The organism is Paenibacillus pedocola, from assembly GCF_031599675.1.
In the GTDB taxonomy this organism is placed as follows: Bacteria; Bacillota; Bacilli; order Paenibacillales; family Paenibacillaceae; genus Paenibacillus_AQ; species Paenibacillus_AQ pedocola.
Window position 1 is genome coordinate 5,426,492 of record NZ_CP134223.1, and the last position, 14,409, is coordinate 5,440,900.

Consider the following 14,409-nt stretch of genomic DNA (forward strand, 5'->3'; position numbering starts at 1 on the left):
GAAAAGTATTGATTAAATTCAATCCATAATATACATTTCACCAACCGATTGCGCAACAGATTTAATTTGGGGCAACTTAAAGCCAGTCCTCGGCAAGCAGCTGTTTCAGCAGCTGCACCTGCTCCGAGCCGATCCGCGCAGCTATTTCCTGCTCAATCCCCTGCTTGATCTCCAGCATCCTCCGGCACATTTCGATTCCTTTTGACGTCAGTACGATATATTTATCACGGCTGTTCCCCTCCACCTGAACGGTCTTCACATAACCCTCGTCCAGCAGCACATTGATTGATTTTTGTGCTCCCTGGCGGGAAATACTGATCTGCCGGCTGATTTCTGAGATGGACAGCCTGCCGTGCAGCTCCAGCTTCGCCAGGATATGCGTTTCAGTGTGATTCAGCGGATCACCGCTTAGTCTGGTTACTTGTTCCCGCAATACCTTATGTTTCTCACTAACCAGATCGATCAGATTTAAATCGCGGATATAATCCTTCATGTATAGGTCCTCCTGTAATAGATGCAAAATTAAGTTTGAATGATCGCTTTCAGTATTGTCAACTAGGTTGACAATACTCCATCCTCCTGATACTATGAGTGAAGCTTAATAACTTAACTTTAAGGGAGTTTGAACAATGGGTAAAAATAAAAAAGAAGCACTGATTTTCACCAGTATGATGTGCTTTTTAATGGTCGTCGGCATGAGCTTTTATAACGTAATTCTATTCAATGGTGCAACCAATAAAGTATTCCTTGAAGTTGCCGTCGGCTTGCTTCCGGCACTGATTGTTGCCTTATTCCTGGACATTGTTGTCATCAGCAAAATTGCCAAAGGGCTGGCCTTCAAGCTGGTTAAGCCTTCCGATCCGATGATCAAAAAAGTGCTGACCATTTCCGTCTTCATGGTTTGCGGTATGGTTATCTGCATGTCCCTATATGGCACACTAGCACACTACGGATTCGGAGACAACTTCCTCCGTCACTATCTGTCTATCCTCGGACTTAATTTCATCTGTGCCCTGCCGCTGCAGCTGCTGGTGGTTGGACCCCTGACCCGCTTCCTGTTCACCAGAATTTTTCCGGTGAACACTGCGGTGCAAAGCGCATAAGCATTACTTGATCCTGCAGATCCCTGGGTAATAATGGATATCAATCTGCAAGGAGAGGATGTTGTGCCGTGCTTACCAAAAAAGATGGTATCTCGCTCTTCGTTCTAGTCGCAGCTCTTGTACTCATTAATATATTCGGCTCATCCTTGGATTCGCTGATGTGGGACAAATTCACTTTGCTCGTGAACTGTTTTCTGGCCCAAGGTGTGTTCATCACGCTGTTGAATCTGTTCAGGCCAAGTGTTAACCGCAGACCGTCCATCGGCCTGATCCTGCTGTCACTGCTTACGGGGCTCATCGCGCTCGTGATTATTATTGCTTCCGAGTTGAGCCTGCTGAATCAGATTTTACTAATTTTTCTCCAGGCCATGGTTACCTACGCCGAATCCCTGCTGCTGCGTAAGGAGCTTAAGGGAGAGGATGGGCGGCAGATTTAAGCTCTATATCCCCCACAAAAACAAACAGTCCCGTGTGCATTAGATCTGCACCGGGACTGTTTGCCGTAAATCCTTCTATAAAGAATTCCTATTCAAAACTTCGGAGAGGATTTAGAAATTCAGATACCATTTCTGAGCTTCAGCACCGGGTTGAACGGCAGCCAGGGTCAGGCTCAGTCCATCCTCAGAGACAGCCAGCGCCAGATGATTATGAACAGAGAGGATGGCCGCTGAGCCGTCCATATTCTTTTGGATGATCCAGCGCTGGTTGTTGTAACCTAAGTAGGAATAGAGCTGGATTACGTTCCGCTCCGTGTTCAGATCAAGAGCCTGGCCGGAAGCCGTGCGGATGGAGTAAGAGCCTGCTTCATCGCCCGTCGGCACGAACGTCCACTTTTGATCTGTCGCTTCATGGGTATCGCTGACCGTGACGGGTTCACCATTTACCTGGTTAGCCGTATACAGGGATTTCCGGAATTCTTCGTTTACCACGCTTGAGGTCATCAGGGTCGCCGGTACCGCTCCGCTTACATTTACGTTCTGAAAAGAAGCAGCCCCTCCGAATACATGCAGTCCAAAATGGCCTGCCGCAAAGGTTCCGTCCTGCACATCCATGATCCGCTCCCCTCCCAGGTACACTGTAATATGCGGTCCGTCCGCTTGTATCTTTAAACGATACGTACGGTCCGGAAGAATAAAGGCTGGAACCTTCGCCAGCACCTGCCGTTCTTCAAACCGCCCGTCCATTTTATAGAACAGACGGACCGACTCCATATTCGGGTCCAGATTGAGATAATAACCGCTGCGCCCGTCCGGGCTTGCCCGGAACAAGAGGGAGCCCGCTCCTCCGGCCGTGCCGAGCTTCATCTCGGCTTCATAATTGAAATCTCCCGCCTGCTCCCCGGCAACATAATTAGCGTCGCTGGAGTAACTCCCGCGGATACCGTCCTCACCGGCCAGCCAGGAAGCCATGGACAGATCTTTCGTCCAGCCGCTGAGGTTGGTGCGGAACTCCCCGCCGGAGACTTGCACATGAACACTTGCAGATACCTTTCCATTTGGGGTGGATACCGAAATGACGGCCGCCCCTGCTTTTAGCGCCTCAATCACCGCCTGGGAATTGCCTGCCGCCTTTATATTAACAGTTTCCGGATTGCTGGACTTCCATTTCAGCGGCTCTGTACCGCTGCCGGGTCCATTTTCCAGGGCCGCCTGCAGTGTTTCACTTTGCCCTACACCCAGTTCACGGTCACTGGTATCCATTACAATCCGGGTGGAGAGGTTCGCCTCAGGATTCCATACCGATCCAAGTTTATTGACTTTCAAGGCTACAACTTTCACATTGCCTCCCTTGGTATAGAAACTCATCCCCCGGCTGCCCGGATCCGGGAAAATAACATCTGAGAACACGGACCTCCCGCCATTCACAAACACCTCAACTGAAGCTTCATCCACCAGAATGCGCAGCTTGATCCGGCCGTTCTCCGTTAACGCCTGCGTTTCATGCCGGGTACTGAACAGGCTGGAGAAATCGGTTACTCCGGAAAGGGAACGGTCCACAAACACCGTGTTCATGCCCGGCTTGTAGCCCACAACCGTCTTCTGGGCGGCACCCTCACGCAAGTTAAATCCGAATTCCGATACACTGCTGCCGGCGGGAATCTCCACCTCGGCTTCGATTTCGTAGGCACCGGAAGTTATGCCTTTCAGCAGATTTTGCGCAGAAGGGCTGACATCCTTGTTAGATACCGAATATAAGGCGCTGCGCAGCGATTCCAGCTCCTTGACCGGACTCTGGGCAAGCCGGATACCGTCACTCGTCTTCACCAGGGTTACTTCCCTCGGGATTGTCAATTCCCCCTTCCAGCCCAATGTCGGAAAGGCGAACGGATAGTCCCAGTTCGACATCCAGGCCAGCATCACTCTACGTCCATCCTGCATGTCAGAGAAGGACATGGAGGCATAGAACTCTTTGCCAAAATCGGTTCTCAGCACGGTTCCAGCCGGATTATCATTCACGAACTCCCCTTCTGCCGTCAGACTCCCCACGAAATATTCCGCATCCGAACCGCCCGTTGCCGGATTCGCTCCTGTACTGATCATGAGTACCCATTTCTTCTCTGTAGTCCCCTGAACCGTAAGCGGGAACAGGTCAGGGCATTCCCACACCCCGCCGCGGACATAATTGCCATAACCCCAATTGTCGGTCAACGTCCAGTCGAGCAAATTCGTTGAGGTGAAGAAACGGATATGATCGCCGCCCGACACAACCATGACCCAGCGGTTATTCGCCTCATCACGCACTACCTTAGGATCACGGAAATCCCAGCCTCCAGGCTCCTCTCCGTTCTTACCGGGGTTCTCAATCACAATAGGACAATCCTTGGCATATTCCCACGTACGCCCCTGATCCTTGCTGTAAGCCAGACCAATCCGCTGGTTCCCGTTAAAGGCATCCGGATTAAAAGAAGTATAGTAGGCGAGGAGCCCCTGGCCGCCCGAATCCGCGAACAGACCTGAGGTATTATTCAAATCCGCTACAGCAGATCCGGACCAGACATGCCCGTAATCATTCCAGGGAAGGGCGATAGGAAGGCGCTTCCAATTCAGCATATCTTTGCTGACTGCATGAGCCCATGTTCCGCCATCCTGATGAAAGAGATGATATTCTCCGGCAAAATAGACCAGCCCGTTCGGATCACTCACAGAACCGCGCATCGGTGTGTAATGATACTGCGGCCGGTACTTTTCATGATTATAGCTGGCAGCATCTGTAACATAGGTGTTCTGAAAATAAGCAGTCCCGCTGTTTACTACAAGCCCTGCGTTCCCGTTTGCGTACGAACTATCCGTGACATCAATGGCCGCCGGAGTATATCCATCCACAAAAATCTGAATTCTTTTCCCCTTCGCCTGTACCTCTACTGCATGCTTTGCCCCCGCCCGACTCGGATAAGTACTTGACGAGCTTGCGATGACCGTGCCGTTTGCCTGGGTTAAGCGGACGCGAAGCTGATCTCCCTCCTTCACAAGAGAAGCTTCATATCCGCTTAATCCGTCAGCAGAGGACCGGAAGGCGAGGCCTGCAGTCCCATCGTCAGGAAATGAAATCTGCCCCTCGTACACCAGATCAGCAGCCGGCTTGTTATAGATCAGCAGCGCCTTGCTCTGATTGACAGAGGTCCCTTTTTTACCGCTGAGATCAGGCTGCCACTGACCTGTACTTGCCAGCACTGTCGCCAGGTTCCCCTGCAGATCGCTTACGGTGATGTTCTGGAACAACGCAGCCCCATTCCAGACGTGGAGCCCGAGCCGTCCGGAGAGATACGCCTTGTCCTCCGTATCAATCACAGGCTTATATTGATTCCCCCAATATACCTTTAGTGAGGAGCCCTCTGCCTTCACCTTAAGATGATAGATTTCACCCTGGACCAAAGGAACCTGCCGTTCCTCCTTTAGTCTGCCTTCCCCGCCGCCCGCGTCCCGTAAACGGATCATGCCGGCCTGAGGTATGATTTGCAGCATGTAGGCCTGCTGTCCATCCTCACCGGAACGGAATAGCAGCGTAGCATCGGGCTCTCCCTCTTTAATCATTACGTCAGCTTCATAGATAAAATCATCTGCAGTGGTCTGCGATAACGCCAGCACATTTTCCTGCGGGTCCGATTTCAGCAGAAGCCCTTCCGCTGTGTTCTCCATCCTGCCTTTTCCGGCCACATGCCATTCCGTCAGGTTGCCGTTTAGTTTGGTAGCGGTTTCAGAAATAGATATTCCCTCCTTTGTCTCTTTGGCGAACGTCTCATCTGCAGCCAGGGCCCAGTCTGTCTCACGATTAACTGTAATCATCGAAGTCACCAAGATTCCCGCAGTGAGCAGGAGGTTTAATGTGAATTTTGCTTTCCGGTTCATCCTTTCCCCTCTTTTCCTGTAAATGATAAGTCCCGTTTTAAAGAGCAAGGCCGGCTTGTTACTTATGCATAACTGCCGGCCTTGCTTGTTGTTTATATAATTGAAGCTTGATTGTTCATTGCTGCAAGGCCCAAGGCCAGAGCGCCGCATAATCCCGCCTGCTGGCCGAGACCCGGTGCAACAATGTACTCCTCCATGTGATCCAGAATCGCACTTGAACTAACATACCCGTTCAGGTTCCGGCGTACGGCCTCCCGGATCAGGGGAAACAGCTGCGGCTGCTGCATCACACCGCCGCCTAATATTATTTTGTGCGGAGAGAGAAGTAAGATAGCATCAGTTAGAGCCCCTGCAATATAGAAGGCCTCCATCTCCCATGCCTTGTGATCCGCCGGAAGCTCATGACCCTTTTTTCCCCATCTGGCTTCAATCGCAGGACCCGCTGCCATGCCTTCGAGACAGTCCCCGTGATAAGGACAGATACCGACAAAATCATCTTCCGGATGGCGCCTCGTCAGCACATGCCCGCCCTCAGGATGTACAAGCCCATGGACTAAACGGCCTTCTGCATATACACCGACACCAATACCCGTGCCTACGGTAATGTACAGGCAATTGGACATGCCCTGAGCAGCCCCCCACTTGACCTCACCATATACAGCTGCGTTAACATCCGTATCCCAGCCGAACGGAACAGGGAAGACTTGCTTTAGAGTCCCGAGCAGATCATAATTAGCCCATCCCGGCTTAGGCGTTGTCGTAACGTAGCCGTAGGCCGGACTGCCATGAGCGATGTCGATCGGACCAAATGATCCAATGCCGATGGCTTCGACCCCTTTACCTTGAAAATAATCAATCACTTTGGGCATCGTCTGATCCGGATGTCCGGTCGGGAAGCTAATCTGATCCTCAATCCGCCCGCTTTCATCACCAATCCCGCAGACAAATTTCGTTCCGCCTGCCTCAATCGCTCCTATACGCATGTAAGTTCCTCCTTCCGGTTACTGGTTGCTGCCGTCTGCAGCAGATGAGGCCAGCTTATAGATATCCAGCGAAAGGAACACATCCTCTTCATGTTCTGCAAAAGCAGTAAGACCGGCGGATTCAGGCTCAGGGAAAATCAGATCCGTAATGACTGCCTGCCCCCCGCCCGCGAACACCTCAACCGAAGAACGATCCACATAAATACACAGCTCATAGGCAACATTCGATGCCGCAAGCTTTGCGGAATGGAGCCCCGGGAACAGCTCATGGAAGTCAATCTTCCCGGAAGCGGTGCGGTCTATATACAGCTCTTCCGTTTGCGCGTTTATCCCTGCGACGGTCTGCTGCCCGGCACCTGCTTTTACCCGGAAGCCGGCTGATGTACCAGGTGCGAGCTTCGCCTCAATAACGTAAGCATCCAGCTGTAGGCTGGCACAAGCCTTATTAATCTCTTGTACAGAAACATTTGTAAGGGACAAGACCGGGATACGCGCTGCTTCCAGCTCTTTAGCAGGCTTCTGAATGAGTGTCACTTCCCCGTTTCTCGTTTCCAGCGTAAGCTCCCGGGGAATGGTCATCGCTCCGCGGAACCCTTCCGTCGGTGTCTGCTGAGCATACATCCAGTTGCTCATCCAGCCGATGAACAGGCGTCTTCCGTCTTCCTCGGGAAGATCGGACCAGCTCACGCCGGCATAATTATCCCTGCCGTAATCTACCCAGCGGATGCTCCGGGATGCTTCGTCAGGAGTGAATACCGCTCCGTCGAAGTCACCTGTGAAATACTGTGTTCTCGAGCCTTCCTCAAAGGCCGGATCTGCGCCGATACTCACGAGCATCACCCATTTGGTGTTATCCTTATCTCCATCTACAGCGAGCGGGAACAGGTCCGGACACTCCCAGACCCCGTCATGTGAACCGATACCTACGCCAAATTCGCTGGCAAAGGTCCAGTGAATCAGATCAGGCGAATGATACAGGCATACTGTCTGGCCGCAGGCTACGATCATCACCCAGCGGCTCCGTTCTTTATCCCAGAACACCTTGGGATCACGGAAATCAATGAAGCTATCATGGGTCAGCACCGGATTCCCGGCGTATTTAATCCACGTTCTGCCGTTATCCTTGCTGTACGCAATACTTTGGTACTGTACCGGAGGTTTTCCTTCCGGCATATTCAGGTGGTGCGTGAAGATGGCAACCAGCCCCGGCTTATCCTCAAAAAATCCCGTTGTATTCTTCCAGTCAACAACGGCACTGCCCGAGAAGATCATGCCCAGCTCATCCGGTACCAGCGCAACCGACAGCTCCTCCCAAGCTACCAGATCCCTGCTCACCGCATGGCCCCAATGCATCTCCCCCATAGTCATTCCATCCGGGTGATGCTGGAAGAACAGATGGTATTCACCTTCAAAATAGACCAGCCCGTTCGGATCGTTCATCCAATTTTGCTGAGGTGAAAAATGATAGGCACCCCGGTAGTTTTGTTTGGTTATCGCTGACATTATGATTTCTCCTTTTCTCCTGGATAGATTGAACCGGGAAGTTTAGAGCAAAGGTCATTCGCAGCTGCGGGGAATGTTTGGACTTCCGGCTACTAACAGGATTGGACTTAGACTGTACTTGTGATTTTTTATTTGGGGATTGGCCGTGGCTGCAGAGAATGTTTGGTCTTCCGGCCGCTGTTGTCTGCAGATTTCTTGATTTTTACCGCTCTTCGCGGTGGAAATCCGCAGACTGCTTATGCTTCCGATGCTAGCTTTCCTGCGGAAAGCTTTCAGGCGGACGCTACGCTCCTCCAGTTCCAAAATCCCCCTCCGCCACTTTTCCCCTATAATTATATTTCCAAGTTCAATCTATTGGGCCTATCCTTCCGATGTCAGGCTTCAATTCCAAAATCCCCTTCCGCTGCTTCGCTCCCTTTCCTCAAGACTCCAGTTCAATCTAAAATATTTTTATATTTATATTATTTTTGCGTTGCTCTGTCGTAGCCGCCCTGCTTGATCTTCAGCCATTCCTGCAGGCCCAGGCGGTCCAGCTCTTTCAGATAGTCATTCCACTCTGCATCGATTTTGCCGTTCTGGTACCACTCGGTACGCATTCTGAGCACATAGGCGAACAAGTCGGTTTCAATGGTCGTCAGGCGGTCCAGCTCGTCAATGGAATGGAATACGCTCGGCATAACGTTCTCTGCCTTCATTTTTGGAGCCATGATGTTTTTGATGATATCCATTCTTCCCTTGGCATCATCCGGCATGGTTGTATATTTATTATAGTAGGAATCCAGAATCGCCAGCGGTCCGCCGATGCTTGTTTTCTCGCGCAGCTCAACAGGGGCCGTGCCTTCCAGCGGCAAGTGCTTCAGCATACCCTTTGCTTCATCAAATTCGAAGATGTTCTGCTGAGTGTCGTCCCCGTAGGTTCCCCAGTTGTTCTGTACGGACTGGATTGGGTCATACAGCTGATCCACCCACTTCGCCGTGGTTTCCAGGTTTTTATTCGCGCTGGTCACGACCATTTTGCCGCGTCCAAGACCCAGACCGTTCGTACGGGTTACGTTAATCTCACCATCCGGCCCAGCCAGCGGCGGCATAACTTCATAAGCATCGTTAGCTCCGGAGATGTTCGCTTTATCCCAGGAGAAATAGAGGCCGTACTTCTGATCCTTGCCCTTGGCCAGGTAAGTACTCCAGTCCTGGGTATACGCTTCGATATCAATGAGTCCTTCTGTATACAGCTCGTGGATAAACGACACCGCATTTTTATAATCTTCCTGCGCAGCCGTAAAGATCACCTTGCCGTCATTGCTTACGACCGCATGGTCAGGATTCTCACCGAGTCCGAAAGAACCAAACAGGAAGGCCAGATCCTCCGCACCCGGCTTATTAATGAAGGACAGAGGAATTTCATCAGCCTGACCGTTACCGTTCGGATCCTTTGTCTTAAAAGCAATCAGCACCTGCTTCAATTCTTCCGTCGTTGTCGGCATCTTAAGGCCCAGCTTCTTCAGCCATTCCACGTTGATCCAAGGCATACTGTCCACCGCCTGGATTCTTTCTTTGCCATCCCCCAGCTCTTCGATCCAAGGAAATGCGTAGATGTTGCCGTCAGGCGCCGTAATCATACTTTTGTATTCCGGAGCTTCTTCCAGCACTTTTTTAAAGTTAGGCATATTCTGCTCAATCAGATCATTCAGCGGAATGATGGTGCCGTCCTTGGCAAGCTTCAGCAGCTCATAGTCACTGTAGTCGGCATTAAAAATCGCATCAGGAAGATCGCCGCTAGCAACCGCCAGATTTCTTTTTTCCACAAACACATCTCTGGTGAAGTTTTTCCAGTTGATATGCACATTTGTTTTTTCTTCAAGGCGTTTATTGATCAGCTTGTCATTCGGGTCGGACGGGGCCAGCGGGGAGCTTTGGGTAATGAAGTTCAAGGTCACTTTCCCGTTTGGATCCTGTTTTTCACTGGCAGCGTTACCTCCCCCGCCCCCGCCGCCGCATGCGGCAAGGAACATGAAGGAAGCAAGGACAGAGGCAGAAGCTGCTTTTGACAATACCTTTGATCTTTTTGATCTTTTCATCGGATATGACCTCCAAAGTAAAATGAATGAAAGAACCTTATCTATGTGCAGTCCGCTTCCTATTTAATGGAGCCGACCATGACACCTTTCTCAAAGTACTTCTGGAAAAACGGATACATAATGATCAGCGGCAGGCTGGAGACAACGATCGCGGCATATTTGATGATTTCAGACAAACGTTTCATTTCCGCTGCAGCCAGCTGATCACTGATCATGCCGGGGTCTACCTGATTCTGGATCAGGATGGAGCGCAGAACGAGCTGCAGCGGGTGAAGGTTCGGATTATCGAGATAGATCATGGCATCAAAGTACGAATTCCACTGGCCGACAAAGGCATACAGCGCAAGCACAAAAATGATCGGTTTAGAGAGCGGCAATACGATGCTGAAAAAAATCCTCATCTCCGAGGCCCCGTCCACATTGGACGCCTCCTTCAGCTCGTTCGGCACCCCTTTGAAGAAGGTTCTGGACAAAATAATATTCCATACATTGACGGCCCCCGGGATAATTACAGCCCATACGGTATCCAGCAGACCCAGATTCTTAACCAGCAGGTACGTCGGGACAAGCCCGCCGCCAAAGAACATCGTGAACAGGAACAGGGTCATGAAAAAGCCTTTCCCCTTCAAGCGGTCATCTGACAGGGCATACCCGGCACAGACAGAGACCATCACGGTCAGAACAGCAAAGGCAGAGGCATAAAAAACAGCGTTTGCAAATCCCCGCAGCATCGCCGGATTGGTGAGGATCATCTTGTAGCCTTCAGTAGACCAGTCGGAAATCCTGAACGAAATTCCTTGGCTGAGCAGAACGGACGGGTCCATGAAGGAGGCTATCACCACATATATGAGCGGAAGAATCACAATCAGCACGGCCAGTGTTAAAAAGGCGGCGTTCAGTGCGAGCATAAAACGGTCCAGCCGCGAATGTTTTACAAACATGACTTGTTGCTCCTTTCTTAGTAAAGACCTTCGCCCTCATTCAGCTTCTTCACTGTGAAGTTCACCGTGAGGAGCAGGATGACGTTGATGATCGAGTTAAACAGCCCCACTGCAGCTGAGTAAGCATAGTCACCCGACTGCAGGCCGATTTTATAAACATAGGTCGGGATGATCTCCGAGGTCGGCAGGTTCGTGGCCGTCTGCATCAGATAAGCCTTTTCAAATCCGATTGACATGATGCCGCCCGCGGCAAGGATAAAGACAATGGCCATAATCGGCCGGATGGTCGGAAGATCGATATGACGGATTCTTTGCAGAAGGTTCGCGCCATCCAGATTGGCTGCATTATGTAACTCAGGGTCCACATTGGCCAGCGCCGCCACATAGATGATGGAAGCCCAGCCCGCACCCGTCCATATATCAGACAGAATATAAATCCAGCGGAAGTACTCCGGCCGCGACATAAACATTACCGGTTCGCCTGTTATCCAGCTAAACAGCTGGTTTATCGGTCCTGTCGGGGATAAGAAAATGAACAGCATACCCACCACGACAACGACGGATATGAAGTTAGGGGCATACAGGAACAGCTGGATATTCTTTTTCACTCCGGCCCGGCGGACCTGATTGAGCATCAGAGCAAGCAGAATGGGAACAGGGAAGCTCAGAATCAGACCGAAAAAACTCAATTTAAGCGTATTCATAAAAATAACCTCAAAGTTCGGTGATGACAGGAATTTCTCGAAGTTGTACAGTCCCACCCATTCACTGCCCAGGATGCCTCTGATCGGACTGAAATCCTTAAAGGCGATAATCGCACCGTACATAGGACCGTATTTAAAAATCAGGGTCAGGATCAGCGCCGGTGACAGCATTAGATACAGGAAGTAATGCTTCTTGAAATATTCCATCAGGGAACTCTTCCGTCCCGCCGCCAGTTTTCTGTGATTTAATTCTATTGAGTTATGCAATGCCTTTACCTCCATTCTTTACATGGTTTATAGTTCACTGCTTCAGGGCCGCCACTAAAAAGGCTTACATTTTGGCGCATATGCCCTCTGGTTCTTTTACAATTTAACAAAGACCACTTCACCAGTCAATACATTTTGTAAAAATAAATTTGTTCAATTGACTATTATTTTACTTATAAATGTCTTGATAATATTGTCAAAACTCATAAAAGGCTAGTTTATGGCATAGAAAAGCCATTATCTCAACCTAATACACTCAATTTAAGTAGTATCCAGGAAAGTATTAGCAAACATCCACAATGAATAATGTAAACTGAATTGTGCATTTGTAAAATTGAGATTGCTATTTTGAGAAAACTATTATACATTTAAGGGAGTAAAACGAAGAGAAACAATCATGTAGAGGTGAACTTACATATATGGCACGGGGAAAAGTAACGATACAGGACATCGCCGATGCGCTGGGGATCTCCAGAAACACGGCCTCCAAAGCTTTGAACGGAACCGAAGGCCTGCCTGAAGAAACCCGAAACAAAGTGATCAAGAAGGCGATTGAGTTAAAGTATAAACAATTTTCATTGATGGAACCGGACAATGTCCTGCCAAAGAGCTCCCGGAATATTGCGCTATTAACGGAAAATCTGCCGAACACCTCCCACTTTGGATCGACGTTGATCAGCGGCCTGGAGAAGCGGATCAGTGCTGAGGGGTATAATCTATCGATTCATATCATCCGGGAGATTGACCAGAAATCGCTGTCTCTTCCGAATAATTTTGATGTCGCAAATGTGGACGGGATCATCTGTATCGAGCTGTTTAATTTGGCTTACAGCAATCTGATTACAAGTCTTGAAATTCCGACTATTTTCATCGACTGCTCTGCACATGTCTGTTATCCGGATTTCCCTGCGGATGTCTTGTTAATGGAGAACGAGCACAGTACGTACCAGCTTACCAAAAAGTTGATTGATGGCGGTTACACGACCTTGGGGTTCATCGGGGATTATAATCATTGCCGGAGCTTTAATGAGCGCTGGGTAGGGTTTAACCGCGCGCTGACCGAGGCCGGAATCCGGCTGGACCGCACTCAGTGTGTTCTGGATGAGGATAATCTTTTTTTCTCCAGCCCCGGGTGGGCGGATGAGAAATTGAACGGCATCGCGGAGCTCCCGTCTGCTTTTGTATGCGCGAATGATTATATTGCTGTTAACTTTATGAAATCACTGAAAAATCTGAATCATGCCATTCCCGGTGATATTGTCGTCTGCGGATTTGATAATGGTCCGGAATCGAGAATTATTGAACCGCACCTGACCACCGTCCATATCTACAGCAATGAAATGGGTGTCAAAGCTGCCGAAATGCTGCTGTCCCGGATCAATACTCCAGAACAGCCTTATCAGGTCTCTCATATCTATACGAAACCGGTCTACAGGGCATCCACACCGGATATTAAGTAAGAGCTGGAATGGATGATAACCTGCTTTCGAGATGAGGGGGATTGTGATGAGAGTTATTTTCTGCCGGGACCCGCTGGATGCCAAACGGGTGGATATGGATTACGAAGCAGAATGGCACGGGGCGCAGGCTGCCGGCTTCAAGACGGAGCTGCTGTCGCTGGAGGACCTGCTTGAAGGCGAGGCTGTCCGGTCAATCCGGCAGATTGCGCCGGCACTTTACAGGGAATCTGCCGTCTACCGGGGCTGGATGATGAAGCCGGAGCATTATGAGAAGCTCTACTATGCACTCCTATCGAAGAATATTGAACTTATCAATGATCCTTCTGCTTATGCTCACTGCCATTACCTGCCCTATTCCTATTCGTTAATCGCCTCCATGACCCCGCGTACGGTTTGGCGCACAAGTCCGGGCGGGCCGGAAGGCTGGACGGAGCTGTTCGCACAAATTGCCATCTTCGGCCAATCTCCTTTAATTGTTAAGGACTATGTGAAGTCCAGAAAACATGAATGGACTGATGCATGCTATATTCCTGATGCTTCAGACCACGAAAACGTACGGCGGGTAGTGTCCAACTTCGTGGAGAGACAGGGAGACGGGCTGAGCGAAGGCATTGTTCTCCGTGAATTCGTACCTTTGGAGTACCTGCAGACACACGATAAAAGCGGGATGCCGCTTTCCAAGGAGTACCGGATATTTTTCCTGGATCAGCAGATCATAGCTTTCCTGAATTACTGGGATGATGCGGCATATGACGAGGAGCAGCCGGAGTTGACCCCCTTCAGGGACATCGCCCGGACGATTACAAGCCGCTTCTTCACCATGGACATCGCCAAAACATCTGAGGGCCGCTGGATCATTGTTGAACTGGGGGACGGCGGAGTTTCCGGTCTGCCTGTGCAAATGGATGTCAGCGCGTTTTATGAGAAGTTAATGGATGCTACTAGCGGCTGATCCCGCCCTATATAATAGTAATACTCATGACCGCCTTGGCTTAGCCACAGGCGGTTTCCGCGTTTATATAGT

Annotated in this window: 11 protein-coding genes; 4 read left to right on the forward strand and 7 right to left on the reverse strand. The window is 50.2% G+C overall.

Features of this window, described 5'->3' with window-relative positions:
* Positions 1 to 76: 76 nt before the first annotated feature.
* Entirely contained in the window at positions 77 to 493 is a 417-nt protein-coding gene (locus QU597_RS24020; RefSeq protein WP_310830146.1) for a MarR family winged helix-turn-helix transcriptional regulator, read from the reverse strand.
* A gap of 136 nt (positions 494 to 629) precedes the next feature.
* Between QU597_RS24020 and QU597_RS24025 the strand changes: the two genes are divergently transcribed.
* The gene (locus tag QU597_RS24025; protein ID WP_054942963.1) at positions 630 to 1,103 is read left to right on the forward strand and encodes a DUF2798 domain-containing protein; all 474 of its coding nucleotides are present in this window, start codon (positions 630 to 632) and stop codon (positions 1,101 to 1,103) included.
* Positions 1,104 to 1,171: 68 nt separating this feature from the next.
* Complete coding sequence (locus tag QU597_RS24030; RefSeq protein ID WP_310830147.1) at positions 1,172 to 1,540, forward strand: hypothetical protein; 369 nt, start codon at positions 1,172 to 1,174, stop codon at positions 1,538 to 1,540.
* Positions 1,541 to 1,651: 111 nt separating this feature from the next.
* On the opposite strand, the gene QU597_RS24035 is transcribed toward QU597_RS24030, so the two are convergent.
* The 6 genes from QU597_RS24035 to QU597_RS24060 all read right to left on the reverse strand — a co-directional run bounded on the left by QU597_RS24035 (position 1,652) and on the right by QU597_RS24060 (position 11,865).
* Positions 1,652 to 5,449: a GH32 C-terminal domain-containing protein gene (locus QU597_RS24035; RefSeq protein ID WP_310830148.1), complete on the reverse strand. Its 3,798-nt coding sequence runs from the start codon at positions 5,447 to 5,449 to the stop codon at positions 1,652 to 1,654.
* Between the two features lie 92 nt (positions 5,450 to 5,541).
* Positions 5,542 to 6,432, reverse strand: coding sequence for an ROK family protein (locus QU597_RS24040; RefSeq protein ID WP_310830149.1), 891 nt, complete (start codon positions 6,430 to 6,432; stop codon positions 5,542 to 5,544).
* An 18-nt stretch (positions 6,433 to 6,450) separates the two neighbouring features.
* Positions 6,451 to 7,935, reverse strand: coding sequence for a glycoside hydrolase family 32 protein (locus QU597_RS24045; RefSeq protein ID WP_310830150.1), 1,485 nt, complete (start codon positions 7,933 to 7,935; stop codon positions 6,451 to 6,453).
* Positions 7,936 to 8,396: 461 nt separating this feature from the next.
* A complete protein-coding gene (locus QU597_RS24050) occupies positions 8,397 to 10,013 on the reverse strand; it encodes an ABC transporter substrate-binding protein (RefSeq protein WP_310830151.1) in 1,617 nt (538 codons plus the stop codon).
* A 59-nt stretch (positions 10,014 to 10,072) separates the two neighbouring features.
* Positions 10,073 to 10,954 carry a carbohydrate ABC transporter permease gene (locus QU597_RS24055; RefSeq protein ID WP_310830152.1) on the reverse strand — a complete coding sequence of 294 codons (882 nt, stop codon included), beginning with the start codon at positions 10,952 to 10,954 and terminating at the stop codon, positions 10,073 to 10,075.
* Positions 10,955 to 10,971: 17 nt separating this feature from the next.
* Positions 10,972 to 11,865, reverse strand: a complete 894-nt coding sequence (locus QU597_RS24060; protein WP_310833398.1) for an ABC transporter permease — start codon at positions 11,863 to 11,865, stop codon at positions 10,972 to 10,974.
* A gap of 479 nt (positions 11,866 to 12,344) precedes the next feature.
* On the opposite strand from QU597_RS24060, the gene QU597_RS24065 reads away from it, so the two are divergent.
* Positions 12,345 to 13,385 (forward strand): LacI family DNA-binding transcriptional regulator, encoded by a 1,041-nt coding sequence (locus QU597_RS24065; protein WP_310830153.1) that lies wholly within the window; start codon positions 12,345 to 12,347, stop codon positions 13,383 to 13,385.
* A gap of 46 nt (positions 13,386 to 13,431) precedes the next feature.
* Positions 13,432 to 14,337, forward strand: a complete 906-nt coding sequence (locus tag QU597_RS24070) for an ATP-grasp domain-containing protein (RefSeq protein WP_310830154.1) — start codon at positions 13,432 to 13,434, stop codon at positions 14,335 to 14,337.
* Positions 14,338 to 14,409 lie beyond the last annotated feature (72 nt).